Source organism: Sinomonas halotolerans (assembly GCF_039615075.1).
Classification (GTDB): Bacteria; Actinomycetota; Actinomycetes; order Actinomycetales; family Micrococcaceae; genus Sinomonas; species Sinomonas halotolerans.
Genome location: NZ_JBDFRB010000008.1, coordinates 67,542 through 79,566 on the forward strand (window position 1 = coordinate 67,542; position 12,025 = coordinate 79,566).

The window sequence follows — 12,025 nt, forward strand, 5'->3', positions numbered from 1 at the left end:
CTGGGGGGGGGGGGGGGGGGGGTCGTGGGGGGGGGGGGGGGGGGGGGGGCCCCCCGGCCCCCCCCCCCACCACCGGTTCCGGCTACTGCTTGTAGGAGTCCTGGAGCTCTTTCGGAGCGTCCTCGTGGTAGACCTGCTTCCACGCGTCCAGGACGTTGTCGTGGTCCACCGGCAGGGCGCTCAGGGCCACGTAGGCGGGCGCCTTCTTGCCGATGAGGGCACCGGCGCCGAGCCGGGCCTCCGCCGCTCCCTGGTCGAAGGGGACCTGCGCGCCGAGGCCGACGATGAGCTCGTTCTTGGCCAGGCCGATGGCGACGTTCTTGCCCAGGTCCTCGGTGGCGATCTTCAGGTCCTGCCGGCCCGAGGCGCGGGCCGCGGCCATCACGCCCTCGGCGGGCACATCCCACACGGCCCAGATGCCGGAGAGGTCCGCGTACTTGCTCAGCATCGCGTTGGCCGCAGCCTGCGCGTCGCCGGCGAAGTCCGGGCCGGCGATGCCCTTCTCCTCGACGATCTGGATGTCCGGGTAGTCCTTCTGGATGGTCTCCTTGAAGCCCTGGTAGCGCTGCTTCGTGACGAAGAAGTCCGCCTGGTGGAAGACGAGGCCGATCTTGCCCTGGCCGCCGAGGGCCTTGGCCATCTGGTGGGCGGAGACGACGCCATTGCCGTAGTTGTCCGCGGAGACCACCGAGACGTAGTCCTTGCCGGCGGTGAGGCCCTGCGGGACGTTGTCCATGAAGACGAGCTTGGCGCCGGACTCCGCGGCCTTCTTGTAGGCGGAGGCGGTGGCCACCGGGTCGGTGGGGATGGAGACGATGATGTCCGGGTTCTGGGTCATGACGGTCTCGAGGTCCGAGACCTGCTTGTCCGGCTTGAAGTTGGCGTCCGTGGTGGCGATGACCTTGATGCCGAGCTTCTCGAACTCTGCCTTGAGGCCGTTGACCTGGGCGGTGGCCCAGTCGTTGCCGCCGTAGTGCATCACGATGGCCGCGGTGGCGCCGAGGGCCTTGACCTTCTCGATCTCCTCCGGCGTCAGATCGGCCGCGGAGACGGGTGACGGGGTTTCGCCGTTGGGGCCCTTGCTGAGCACCTTGCCCGTGATCTCCTTCAGGGCGGCCTCGGCCTTCTCGGAGACGGCGGTGTTCTCGGTGGCGGCGGTGCTCGTGGAAGAGCTGCAGCCGGTGGCGAGGGCCAGCGTAAGGACCGTGGCGGCCGCGAAAAGGGATCTCCTGCGGATCATAGTTGTTCTCCAGTGTGTTGGGGGGAGGGCCCTGAATGCCCCGCCTGTGGGTGCGAGGGTGGGCTCGGAGGTGGTGGGATTCTGGGTGGCTCAGGCGAGGGCGATGGCCAGAGCCGGGGGGACCGGCGACAGGACGAGCCCGCCGGCGGCAGCGGCCGCGCGGATGGCCGCGGCCTTGTCTGAGGAGTTCAGGAACGCCTCGGCGTGGGGTTTGTCGAAGAACAGGCCCAGTGAGCACGGCCCATGGTGTGTATGGACCCAGCTCACAGCCGTGCCCGCCACGGTGCCCATGTTCCTGTGCAGTCCTACGGCGGCGCCGTCGACTGTTGTCAGGGACGACGGTGTGCCTTCGCCATTGACCGTGACCACCAGGCTTGCCCACAGCGCGCCGTCGTCGATGACGCCGACCACTGCCGATGAGCCACGGGGGACGAATGCTCGGACAGCACGCGCGACCTCGTCGCCCGGACCCGCTGACTTCACCAGGAGCTGTTCGACGTGCGCCCACTGGGTTTCGTCGATGTCGTGGGGTGTGACGTCAGGGCGAAGCGCGAGGGCCCGGAGGATGCTGTCCGCCACGAGCGCTCCTTCCTCTTCGTTGAGTCGATTCCCGTGAACGTTTACGGTGACATCTATCGTGAACGTTCACGGAACCTGTGTCAAGGGTCACTTTTGAAAAACTTCCGGGCCTTGCCGGATCGGGACTGAGCTAGCCGGCCTGAGCGCGGGCGGGGGCCGCGCTGCTGCGGACCACCAGAGTGGGCGCGCTGGGCGTGCGGTCGACCTCGCGGCCGTTGATGGCCCCGAGCAGCACGTCGATGCTCGTGGTGGCCACGGCGGGGAAGTCCTGGCGGACCGTCGTCAGGGGAGGGAGGAAGTAGTCCGAGCCCTCGATGTCGTCGAAGCCGACGACGCTGACGTCATAGGGCACGCGCACACCGTTCTCTGCGAAGGCGCGGATGATCCCGAGGGCAGTATGGTCGCTGGCCGCGAAGATGGCCTGGGGGACGCGTCCCTCCTTCACGAGCCGAAGGGCCGTCTCGTAGGCCCACTTCGGGCTCCAGTCCCCCTCAAGGCACAGCCCGGGCTGAAGGCCGGCATCCCGGAGCGCTGCCTCCCATCCGCGCTTGCGCACCCGACCGTCGAACCAGTCGGTGGAGCCGGCGAAGTGGGCGATGTCGGTATGGCCCAGGTCGATGAGGTGCCGGGTGGCCAGACGCGCTCCCAGCTCCTGGTTCTCGGAGTAGGTGAAGACATTGGGGGTCGAGGTCGCCCCGGCCGCGATCATCTCGACAGGGATCCGAAGCGGCGTGTTCCAGACGGCGGCCGCCATGGGCAGCACAGGTGCGATGACGATGATCCCGTCGACGCCGAGGTCCTCCAGCGTGTCGAGGGCGCTCGGGACGGACTCCTGATAGGGCGGCTCGGCCGAGACGACAGTGGTGGAGTATCCTCTCTGCCGCGCGACGTGCTCAAGAGCCACCAGGGTTCCGACCGGTCCGAAGCGGGGGGATCCGTCCGTCAGGATGCCGATCGACGTGGAGCGGCTGGTGACAAGGGCCGTGGCTGTCCGATTCCGCCGGTATCCGATGTCCTTGATCACCTGCAGCACCCGCTCTCGGGTGGCCGCGTTCACATCCGGGGCGTTGTTGAGCACCCGGGAGACCGTGCCGTAAGAGACGCCGGCGATCTGGGCGACTTCCTTGATGTTCGGCTTGCGGCCGGAGGTAGCTGGCTGAGACGCCTTGGCTTCGGGGCGACTCACTGCTTCTGCCACGACCTCTCCTGTCTCAACCCAGCCCTCCCGTGGGTCACGGGCATGCGTGCTTGCTTAACCTTACGCGGAGGGAGTGCGTCCGCTGGCGCGCTCCGGAACTCGGTCACCGGCGGCGAGTGAGGCCCACGCTGCCCGCGATGCGGCTCTGGGGCCGGGCGGGGGCCGATGATGGACCCATGGGCTTCAGCTACACGTTCCCGCTGGCTCCTCCCCGCCCGGCGGGCCTTCCGTATCCGGTGTGCGGGCTGGACCTGCGGGACCACGGCGACCATTCCGTCGTCCTCCACTCCCCGGAGGAGCTCGACTGGAAGGCGGCCGTCAAGAGGCTCTCCGTGGCCCTCGCCGTGCTCGCCCTCCACGAGGGGGTCGGCCTGATCGAGCGCGCCCCGGGAGGCATCGACGGGTACTCCGTGAGCGCGTCGTCGGCGGCGTGTGCGGAGCCCGCGCTGCCGCCCGAGGTCGCCGAGGCCGTGCGCCGGCTGGAGCTGGCCAACGACCCGTACCAGGTGCAGGCGTGCTTCACCCTCTCCCGCGGTCTGGCCCTCATGGCCACGCCGGAGAGCGCGATCATCGAGTTCTTCAAGGTCATCGAGCTGCACATCGAGCACCTCGCGTGGTCCCGCGCGCTGGACCCCGGCGCCGCGAGGAACGTCCTGGTGGACAAGATCATCCTCTCGAAGCGGGTCAGGGATGCCCTGAGCGTCCGGCGCCTCCTCGAACCCGGGGTGCTCGAGCTCGTCTTCAGGATGAAGGAGGTGCGCAACAAGTTCGTCAGCCATGGGGGAGTGCGGCCCCCGGTCGGCGAGCTCTTCGGCGATCCCGAGGGCAGCGCCCAGCTGCTCGAGGAGTCCGAGTTCCGGTACGACCCGGAGCTGCACTACGGGCCGGGCTTCTTCGAACGCGTCGTGGAGGACCTCGCGCTGCTCGCCGCCTACGTCTTCACTCTGACGCAGGGCCTCGAGCCCCGGATCCGCGAGGCGCCGGGAGGCGGGTCCCGGGCGAGCGCGGGCGTCCGCGAGACGCTCTCCGCCGCTGGCGTGACGTGGATCAGCGCTGGGCTGGGCCCGCATGCACCGCGCCCGAGCTAGAGCCGGACCTCCATGCTCAGCGCGTAGCGGTCCGAGCGGTACCAGGAGCGGGCGTGCTCGATGGGGAGGTCGCCCGAGTAGGAGACGCGGTCGAAGAACAGGACCGGGGCGCTCGTGCCGGTGCCGAGGAGCGCGCCGATGTCCGCCGGCGCCCCTTCGGCGCGCACGGACTGCCGCGCGCGGTCGATCTGGTGGCCGAACTGCGTGGCCAGCGCCTTGTACACCGACCCGGTGAGGTCGATCTCGAGCAGGCCCCTGGCGTGCTCGGGGTGGTACCAGGCGTCGTCCACGCTCACCGGGCGCCCGTCGGCGAGGCGCAGGCGGCGCAGGTGGATCGCCTCGGTGCCCCGCTCGAGGGCGAGCGCGTCCGCAGTGTCGTCCGGCGCCGTCGTGAGCTCCGAGACGAACACGACCGTGCTGGGCGTGTGGCCCTGCGCCTCCATCTCCTGCGTGAACGAGGCGAGGTGGAGCGTGGACTGGACCGTGGCGTCCGCGACGAAGGTGCCCTTGCCGGGGACGCGGACCAGGTGGCCCTCCGTGACCAGACGCCCGATCGCCGCCCGCACGGTGATCCGGCTGACCCCGTACTCGTCCATGAGGACGCGCTCGCTGGGGAGCCGGTCGCCCGGCTGGAGCTTCTCCTTCGCGAGCCTCAGGATGATCGAGCGGAGCTGCTCGTGCTTGGGCACCCGCGTGTTCCCGATGGACTCTGCAGTGCCGTTGGACTCTGCAGCGCCGACGGGCGAGGGCGCGTCCTTCTCCTCTCGGGCGGAGGTGGATCTCACGGTGGCTCCTCGGCGTTGGATAGGTCTGGTAATGACCACTGCCTCGGATTATGGCACGTCCTCTGGCCCGGGGGCAGGGTGCGCCCAGCCTTCCCGGCCGTCAGTGCGAGGCCGCGAGCTCCGCAGCGAAGTCCTCGCCGAAGCGCCGCAGCGCCTCCCAGTCGGTGTAGACCGTGTCCTGGCTCGTGTCGGTGCTCAGCACGCCCCGCTTGCTCGCCGCGATGGTACGCATGAGCTGCCGCTTGGCGAACCCGTACTGGGTGTAGAGGAGGGCGCCCGCGACGAGGGAGACCCGGTCCGGGGTCCATCCCGAGTCGGCCTCGAAGTCCCGCACGTACTTCTCCGCCTCGGCGGTGTCCCCGACGAGCGCGAGGCTCACCGAGAGGAACGCCGAGGGGCGCTCGGCGAGCGCCTCGAGGTTCCTCGCGGCGAAGTCCACCACCTGCGGATCGTGCTTGCCCACGTGCACCGAGCCGCCGAGCACCACGGCGCCGCATCCGTCGGGGACGGTGTCCGTCGCCTTGACGTCCGCGACCGTGACCTCGTGCCCCTGCTCCCGCAGCACGTCCGCCACGAACTCCGCGATGGTGCCCGTGTGCCCCTCCGTGGTGCCGTAGGCGACGAGAATCTGGGTCATGGCTGCTCCTTGGGTGCTGGGCTGGGTGCGCACGGGCCGACGACGCGGCGGCCGGTCCTGCACTCAGCGTAGGAGGCCCGCGGGACGGCGGCTATTTCTTTGCCGGAAGTGACTCGGCGTAATCCGTGCCGACCTGCACCCAGCGGGCCAGGTCCGCGTCGTCGGCGACAGCGCCGTCGTCGACAGTCAGCCAGCCGTTCATCACGCGCTCGCGCATCACGGCGCGGTCGACGCCGGGGCTGCCGCACAGTTCCGCGGTCGCTCCGGGGTTGCAGCGGAGCAGCAGGCCGCCTTGGCCGCTCGCGGCGACTGCCATGTTCCCCCCGACGAGGAAGGCCAGCCCGCCGAACATCGACTTCTCCACGACGCCCTCGTGGTCCGACAAGACGGTGCGGATGCGGTCGGCGAGTTTGCGGTCGTAGGCCATGAGGCTATCGTTCGCCGCCGCGGGGGCCGGTGTCCAGCACACGACCGCCGGTTCTGGAGGCGGCGTCCCCTGGGACTTAACGTTGCTTAACGTTGGCGCGGCCTCTGTAATGGAGGTCACATGGCGCGGGAGCTTCCCTCGCACGAGTCGCAGGGGAAGGAGGTGCTCTGAATTGTCGACCGGAGCAGTGGCGGATGTCCGACCGACGAGGGTGTCGGCTGCGGCTGTGGCCCGCGCGGCAGGCGTCTCGCCGGCGACCGTCAGCTACGTCATGAACGGACAGAGGGGTGTTTCGGTCGATACACGCCGGCGGGTCCTCGCAGTCGCAAACGAGCTGGGCTTCCGCGTCTCGGGTCGAACGCGTTCCCGGGACCCGCAGCTCACGCGGGTGGTCGGACTGATCGTGCCCAACATCGTCAATCCGATGTACACCGGTTGGGCGCAGCACATCATCACGGCCACAGCCGAAGAGGGATTCGACGTCTTCGTCGCCACCACGCAGGACGATGCCGACTCTCTCTCGCAGATTGCCGCCACTCTCGCTGCCCGCAATGTGGACGGCGTGATCATTGCCGCGGCGCTGAGGCATGACGCCCGCTCGCTGCAGACGCTGAGGCAGCACAGGATCCCCTACGTCTACCTCTCGCGCCGGTCCGAGCAGGTTCCCGGTGATTTCGTGGGGATCGACGACGAGGCAGCGGCCTCCCAGCTGATGCTCCATGTCCTCGGGCACGGGTACACCGAGATCGCCACGGTCATCGGACCGCGGTTCTCCACAGCATCCCTCGCCCGGGAGAACGCCTTTGTCCGCACCGCCTCGAATGCCGGGATCACCATCGCAGGGGAGCGCAGGGTGAGCACGAGGCTGAACGCCCAGGGCGGGGCTGCGGCCGCCCAGCGGCTGCTCTCGTCGCCCCGGCCTCCGGCGGCGATCGTCTGCGGATCGGACGAGATCGCCATCGGCGTCATGGAGCACGCCCTCACCCTCGGTCTCCGCATCCCGGAGGACCTCGCCGTCGTCGGGAGCGACGGCCTCCCGCACAGCCGCTCCAAGCTGATCGGGATGACCACGATCGTCCAACCCGTCCAGAAGATGGCGCACAAGGCCTTCGCGCTGCTCCTGGACCAGATCACCACCAAGCGCACCACCGTCATCCACGCGATCTGCGATCACGAGCTTCACCTCGGCACCTCCTGCGGCTGCCCCGCCGATCCGCATTCCGCCCGTTAGACCTCAAACCTCAAGAGACGGCCCGCCGTCGGACCGTTCCCCTCGAAGCACAAGAAAGGGCACACCCATGTCCTCAACCGTCCACACGACCGCCCGGCGATCGCCGGAAGCGGTCAACCGACTGATCTTCCGGCGCATCATGCCCCTGCTCATCGGCGCCTACGTCCTCGCGTTCCTCGACCGGACGAACATCGGCATGGCGAAGGACCGCCTCGAGATCGACCTGGGCATCAGCGCCGCCGCCTACGGGATCGGAGCCGGGCTCTTCTTCCTCACTTACGCGCTCTCCGAGGTCCCCTCGAACCTCATCATGCACAAGGTCGGGGCCCGGTTCTGGATCATGCGCATCATGATCACCTGGGGCCTGATCTCCGCGGCTATGGCGCTCGTCAACGGCGAATGGTCCTTCTACGTCCTGCGGATGCTCCTCGGCATCGCCGAGGCCGGACTGTTCCCCGGCGTGATGTACTTCCTGACCCAGTGGTTCGTGGTGAAGGACCGGGCCAAGGCCAACGGCATGTTCCTCCTCGGCGTGTCCATCGCGAACATCGTCGGCGCCCCGCTGGGCGGGCTCCTCCTCACCATGGACGGTGTCGGCGGCCTCCACGGCTGGCAGTGGATGTTCGTGATCGAGGGCCTGCCCTCCTGCCTGCTCGCCTTCGCCGTCTGGAAGTTCCTCCCGAACAGACCAACGGAGTCCACCTTCCTGACCCGCGACGAAGCCGAGGACCTCGAGTCCCGCATCGTCGCCGAGGAGCGCCAGGGCGCGGCCGCCGCGGGCAACTCGAAGCTGCGTCACGTCCTCAAGGACAAGCAGATCCTCCTCGTCATCGGCATCTACTTCACCCACCAGATCGCCGTCTACGCGTTGAGCTTCTTCCTGCCCTCGATCATCGGCTCCTACGGCAAGCTCAGCCCGGTGCAGATCGGACTCCTCACCGCCGTTCCGTGGATCTTCTCGGCGGCCGGTGCCATGCTGCTCCCGCGGCTGGCGACCAACGGTGCGCGGTCGCGGACGATCGCCACGGCGGCCATGGTCGGAATCGTTGCCGGCTTCGCCCTGGGGGCGGTGGGAGGCCCGGTGCTCGGCATGGTCGGCTTCTGCCTCGCGGCCTTCAACTTCTTCGCCCTCCAGCCGATCCTCTTCACGTACCCCGCAACCCGTCTCACGGGCGCGGCGCTCGCCGGCGGCCTCGCGTTCGTGAACACCATCGGCCTGTTCGGCGGCTTCCTCGGCCCCTACGTCATGGGCATGACCGAGGACCTCACGGGGTCCAAGCTCTCCGGCCTGTGGTTCATCGTGGCGCTGTGCGCCGTCGGGGCAGTCCTCACGCGCTCCCTCAAGCGGGGTGCCGAGGCTCCCGCACGGGAGGCGCAGCAGTGACGGCACACGGTCTCGACTATTCCGGCCGTAGGGTCCTGGTCACCGCGGGAGCGGCCGGCATCGGACTCGCCATCGCCTCCCGGTTCAAGGGCCTCGGCGCCTCGGTGTTCGTCACCGACGTCGACGAGGGCGCCGTGGAGCGGGCGGAGCGCGAGGGGTTCGCCGCCAGCGTCAGCGACGTGTCCAGCGAGGCGCACGTGGCCGAGCTCATGGAAGAGGTCGAGTCCGCACTCGGCGGTCTGGACGTCCTGGTCAACAACGCGGGCATCGCCGGTCCCACGGGACCGATCGACCAGCTGGACGGCGATGCCTGGCGTCGCACCTTCGACGTCAATGTGCACGGGCAGTTCTACGCGGTCAAGCACGCCCTGCCCCTGCTGCGGCTCTCGGACGCGGCCTCGATCGTCAACCTCTCCTCCGCCGCGGGACGGCTCGGGATGGCCGGCCGGAGCCCGTACTCGGCGTCGAAGTGGGCGGTCGTCGGACTGACCAAGACGCTCGCGATCGAGCTGGGCGGCGAGGGCATCCGGGTCAACGCCATCTGCCCGGGCGCGGTCAACGGCCCCCGCATCAGCGCCGTCATCGAGGCCAAGGCCGGCATGCTGGGCCGCCCGGTGGAGGAGGTGTCGGAGCTGTACCACGCGCAGTCGTCCATGAACCGGCTCGTCGAGCCGGAGGACATCGCGGACATGGCCGTGTTCCTCGCCGGGCCGCTGGCGAAGAACGTCAACGGCCAGGCCATGGCCGTGGACGGCAACACCGAGAAGCTCTACTAGGAGGCCCTGGACATGTCGCTCAAGCGCAAGGTCATCATCACGTCGGCCGTCACGGGCGCAATCCACACGCCCTCCATGTCGCCGCACCTGCCCGTCAGCCCGGACGAGATCGCGGAAGCGGCGATCGGCGCCGCCGAGGCGGGTGCCGCCGTCGTGCATCTCCACGCACGGGACCCCCGCGACGGGCGACCGTCGCAGGACCCGCGGCACTTCGAGCCGATCCTCGAGAAGGTCACGGCGAACTCGGACGTGGTCATCAACATCACCACGGGCGGCTCGCCCCACATGACGGTCGAGGAGCGGATGCGGCCCGTGGCCGCGTTCAAGCCCGAGCTTGCCAGCCTGAATATGGGGTCGATGAATTTCGGCCTCTACCCCATGCTCGAGCGCTTCACCGAATTCGAGCACGAGTGGGAGCGCGAATCCCTCGAGAAGTCGCGGGACCTCGTCTTCAAGAACACGTTCTCGGACATCGAGACGATCCTCGGCATTGGCAACGCCAACGGAACCCGCTTCGAATTCGAGTGCTACGACATCTCCCACCTGAACAACCTGGCCCACTTCCACGCGCGGGGACTGGCCAGGGGCCCGCTGTTCGTGCAGTCGGTGTTCGGGCTGCTGGGCGGGATCGGCGGGCATCCGGAGGACCTCATGCACATGCGGCGCACCGCTGACCGGCTTCTGGGCTCGGACTATGAGTGGTCGATCCTCGGCGCAGGCCGGAACCAGATGCCCTTGGCCACCATGGGGGCTGCCATGGGCTCCCACGTCCGGGTGGGCCTCGAGGACTCGCTCTGGATCGGCCCGGGACAGCTCGCCGAGTCCAACGCCGAGCAGGTGTCCCGCGCCCGGGTGATCCTCGAGGCGCTCAACCTCGAGGTCGCCACACCAGACGAGGCCCGGGAGATCCTGCAGCTGAAGGGCCGCGCCAACGTCGGCTTCTGAACGGCGGGGGGGGGGGGGGGGGGGGGGGGGGGGCCGGGGGGGGGCGGGGGGGGGGGGGGGGGGCCCCCCCCGGGGGGGGGGCGCCCGCCCCGGGGGGCGTCGGCCGGGGGGCCCCCGGGGGGGGGGGGGGCCCCCGCCCCCCCCCCCGCGGCTGGGGAGGGCAGCAGCCAGCGCTGCGGGCCTCGAACCTGGCGTGGGTCGCTCGCGTCAGCAGGTGATGTTGGGGTTCCAGGTGGTCAGGACGCCGTCCGGATTGTGCGACCAGATGTAGGCGTGGAGGTCGTAGTGGATGGGCATGCCCGGGGCGTGGCCGGGCATCGGGCCGTCGAACGCCGTGCCGAAGAAGTATGGCCGGTCGCTGTCCGTCGTCAGGTCCTGGTCGGCGTCGACTTGGAACCACTCGACTGCAACGAGCTTGAGCCGCCCGTTCGGCGCCGGTGCGTAGAGCAGGGCGCCCGGGTGGAGGGGATCCGGCGGAGCGCCGAAGCTCGCGAAGTTGACGTAGTGGATGCCCATGCCCGGGATGCAGTGGACGTCGGCGGTGTAGCCGTCGGCGAGGGCGACGTTGACGTCGTGGTACTTGGCGGTCGCGGCGCGCACCGCTGCCAGGTCGTCCTGGACGGTGGCGGCGGATGCGCTGGACGCCGCGAGCGGCACTGCCAATGCGGCAGCCGCGGCGGCAGCCAGCAGCTTCTTCGAACTCTTCATGGCCCTATCCCCTTCATTGTGGAATGGGCGCCGCCCCAGCACAGACGCTGACGGGGCGATTGTAGGCCTAGGTGACTGCGGCAGGAAGGCGCGGATGAGTCCAGTGAGGCGGAGCATGGGCGGGTTCGGGGACGCGGAAGGGGCCACCGCCGGAAAGCCCGGCGATGGCCCCTCGCACTCGGTGGGTCAGTACCGCGATGCGGCGGTGCCGAGCACCGTGATGGCGACGATGATGCCGAGGGCGATCCCCGCGTAGCCGATCACGAGGCCCGCGATGGCCAGGCCGCGGCCGCCCTCGCCCGTGCGCTTGATCTGGTTCAGGGCGATGTGGCCCAGGATCACCCCGAGCAGGCTGATGAAGAACGAACTGATCAGCGCGGCGATCGCCAGGCCGTTGGTCCGCTGCGACGGCGCGTAGGCCGCCTGCTGGCTCGGGTACTGCTGGTAGCTCATGGTGTCTCCGTTCGCATGGGTGCGTGGTCCCCCAACCCGCACGCAAGCGGATCGGCAAGCGCATCGTAGCAGCGGCACCCGCTGAAACAGAGGCGCCGCGCGAACGCCTGTCCTCAGCGGATGCCGGTGTCGCAGGAGACGTCCGCGCGGACGGCAGAGGCCGGCTCCACGGTGACCGGCGTGTCAGGGCAGGCCGGCCACCCCGAGCGGGTGACGACCACCAGCACGTAGCGGCCCGGCAGCAGGTCGAGGGCATAGCGGCCGGACGAATCGCTGTGGGTCGAGGCCATGGGCGCCCCTCGCAGGCTGCGGGCCACGACGCCGGCCGAGACCGGCTGCGGCGGGCAGGGCTGGTCCGCGCGCTCGACCGGGTAGGTGGGGCCGGCCGTGACGGAGCCGTAGACGCCCGTTCCGGAGCGCGGCGTGGGGGACGGCGAGGCCGAGCCTGTCGCGGTGGGGCTCGGCTGCGGGGCCGGCGGGCCGCACGAGGCCAGCAGCAGGCAGGCCGCGCTCGCTGCGGCCGTGACTGCCGGCGTCGCTCTCATGGCATCAATGGTTCGCCGGCCCTGTGGGC

At 69.7% G+C, this 12,025-nt stretch carries 14 protein-coding genes; 5 read left to right on the forward strand and 9 right to left on the reverse strand.

The genetic code is table 11. The features are described from left to right. Positions 1 to 82: 82 nt before the first annotated feature. The 3 genes from ABCQ75_RS10615 to ABCQ75_RS10625 form a co-directional block, all read right to left on the reverse strand. The gene (locus tag ABCQ75_RS10615; protein ID WP_345885341.1) at positions 83 to 1,240 is read right to left on the reverse strand and encodes a substrate-binding domain-containing protein; all 1,158 of its coding nucleotides are present in this window, start codon (positions 1,238 to 1,240) and stop codon (positions 83 to 85) included. Between the two features lie 90 nt (positions 1,241 to 1,330). Continuing rightward, the gene (locus ABCQ75_RS10620) at positions 1,331 to 1,819 is read right to left on the reverse strand and encodes a hypothetical protein (protein ID WP_345885342.1); all 489 of its coding nucleotides are present in this window, start codon (positions 1,817 to 1,819) and stop codon (positions 1,331 to 1,333) included. Positions 1,820 to 1,949: 130 nt separating this feature from the next. After that, a complete protein-coding gene (locus ABCQ75_RS10625) occupies positions 1,950 to 3,017 on the reverse strand; it encodes a LacI family DNA-binding transcriptional regulator (RefSeq protein WP_345885343.1) in 1,068 nt (355 codons plus the stop codon). A 176-nt stretch (positions 3,018 to 3,193) separates the two neighbouring features. Here ABCQ75_RS10625 and ABCQ75_RS10630 point away from each other — a divergent pair, with 176 nt between their 5' ends. Further along, positions 3,194 to 4,105 (forward strand): hypothetical protein, encoded by a 912-nt coding sequence (locus tag ABCQ75_RS10630; protein ID WP_345885344.1) that lies wholly within the window; start codon positions 3,194 to 3,196, stop codon positions 4,103 to 4,105. On the opposite strand, the gene ABCQ75_RS10635 is transcribed toward ABCQ75_RS10630, so the two are convergent. From ABCQ75_RS10635 to ABCQ75_RS10645, 3 genes are all read right to left on the reverse strand, one after another. Continuing rightward, positions 4,102 to 4,890, reverse strand: a complete 789-nt coding sequence (locus ABCQ75_RS10635; protein WP_345885345.1) for a GntR family transcriptional regulator — start codon at positions 4,888 to 4,890, stop codon at positions 4,102 to 4,104. The two genes, ABCQ75_RS10630 and ABCQ75_RS10635, sit on opposite strands and share 4 nt — an antisense overlap. Positions 4,891 to 4,990: 100 nt before the next feature. Then, positions 4,991 to 5,527, reverse strand: a complete 537-nt coding sequence (locus tag ABCQ75_RS10640; RefSeq protein ID WP_345885346.1) for a flavodoxin domain-containing protein — start codon at positions 5,525 to 5,527, stop codon at positions 4,991 to 4,993. 91 nt (positions 5,528 to 5,618) lie between these two features. Continuing rightward, positions 5,619 to 5,954 (reverse strand): TfoX/Sxy family protein, encoded by a 336-nt coding sequence (locus ABCQ75_RS10645; RefSeq protein WP_345885347.1) that lies wholly within the window; start codon positions 5,952 to 5,954, stop codon positions 5,619 to 5,621. A gap of 226 nt (positions 5,955 to 6,180) precedes the next feature. Here ABCQ75_RS10645 and ABCQ75_RS10650 point away from each other — a divergent pair, with 226 nt between their 5' ends. From ABCQ75_RS10650 to kce, 4 genes are all read left to right on the forward strand, one after another. Beyond that, entirely contained in the window at positions 6,181 to 7,185 is a 1,005-nt protein-coding gene (locus ABCQ75_RS10650) for a LacI family DNA-binding transcriptional regulator (protein WP_345885348.1), read from the forward strand. Between the two features lie 67 nt (positions 7,186 to 7,252). Then, a complete protein-coding gene (locus tag ABCQ75_RS10655; protein WP_345885349.1) occupies positions 7,253 to 8,569 on the forward strand; it encodes an MFS transporter in 1,317 nt (438 codons plus the stop codon). Continuing rightward, entirely contained in the window at positions 8,566 to 9,345 is a 780-nt protein-coding gene (locus tag ABCQ75_RS10660; RefSeq protein ID WP_345885350.1) for an SDR family oxidoreductase, read from the forward strand. The genes ABCQ75_RS10655 and ABCQ75_RS10660 overlap by 4 nt, the downstream gene beginning before the upstream one ends. A 12-nt stretch (positions 9,346 to 9,357) precedes the next feature. Continuing rightward, entirely contained in the window at positions 9,358 to 10,290 is a 933-nt protein-coding gene (gene kce, locus ABCQ75_RS10665; protein ID WP_345885351.1) for a 3,5-dioxohexanoate:acetyl-CoA acetone transferase, read from the forward strand. A gap of 207 nt (positions 10,291 to 10,497) precedes the next feature. Here kce and ABCQ75_RS10670 read toward each other — a convergent pair whose 3' ends face one another. The 3 genes from ABCQ75_RS10670 to ABCQ75_RS10680 form a co-directional block, all read right to left on the reverse strand. Next, positions 10,498 to 10,998, reverse strand: a complete 501-nt coding sequence (locus ABCQ75_RS10670; RefSeq protein WP_345885352.1) for a hypothetical protein — start codon at positions 10,996 to 10,998, stop codon at positions 10,498 to 10,500. 186 nt (positions 10,999 to 11,184) lie between these two features. After that, positions 11,185 to 11,451 (reverse strand): DUF4190 domain-containing protein, encoded by a 267-nt coding sequence (locus ABCQ75_RS10675; RefSeq protein WP_345885353.1) that lies wholly within the window; start codon positions 11,449 to 11,451, stop codon positions 11,185 to 11,187. Positions 11,452 to 11,564: 113 nt separating this feature from the next. After that, positions 11,565 to 11,996 carry a carboxypeptidase-like regulatory domain-containing protein gene (locus tag ABCQ75_RS10680; RefSeq protein ID WP_345885354.1) on the reverse strand — a complete coding sequence of 144 codons (432 nt, stop codon included), beginning with the start codon at positions 11,994 to 11,996 and terminating at the stop codon, positions 11,565 to 11,567. Positions 11,997 to 12,025 lie beyond the last annotated feature (29 nt).

Bases quoted from the DNA above. Each gene is read 5' to 3' on its own strand.
- kce (WP_345885351.1), top strand. From the start codon at position 9,358: ATGTCGCTCAAGCGCAAGGTCATCATCACGTCGGCCGTCACGGGCGCA.
- ABCQ75_RS10615 (WP_345885341.1), bottom strand. From the start codon at position 1,240: ATGATCCGCAGGAGATCCCTTTTCGCGGCCGCCACGGTCCTTACGCTG.
- ABCQ75_RS10680 (WP_345885354.1), bottom strand. From the start codon at position 11,996: ATGAGAGCGACGCCGGCAGTCACGGCCGCAGCGAGCGCGGCCTGCCTG.
- ABCQ75_RS10640 (WP_345885346.1), bottom strand. From the start codon at position 5,527: ATGACCCAGATTCTCGTCGCCTACGGCACCACGGAGGGGCACACGGGC.
- ABCQ75_RS10630 (WP_345885344.1), top strand. From the start codon at position 3,194: ATGGGCTTCAGCTACACGTTCCCGCTGGCTCCTCCCCGCCCGGCGGGC.
- ABCQ75_RS10675 (WP_345885353.1), bottom strand. From the start codon at position 11,451: ATGAGCTACCAGCAGTACCCGAGCCAGCAGGCGGCCTACGCGCCGTCG.
- ABCQ75_RS10645 (WP_345885347.1), bottom strand. From the start codon at position 5,954: ATGGCCTACGACCGCAAACTCGCCGACCGCATCCGCACCGTCTTGTCG.
- ABCQ75_RS10655 (WP_345885349.1), top strand. From the start codon at position 7,253: ATGTCCTCAACCGTCCACACGACCGCCCGGCGATCGCCGGAAGCGGTC.
- ABCQ75_RS10670 (WP_345885352.1), bottom strand. From the start codon at position 10,998: ATGAAGAGTTCGAAGAAGCTGCTGGCTGCCGCCGCGGCTGCCGCATTG.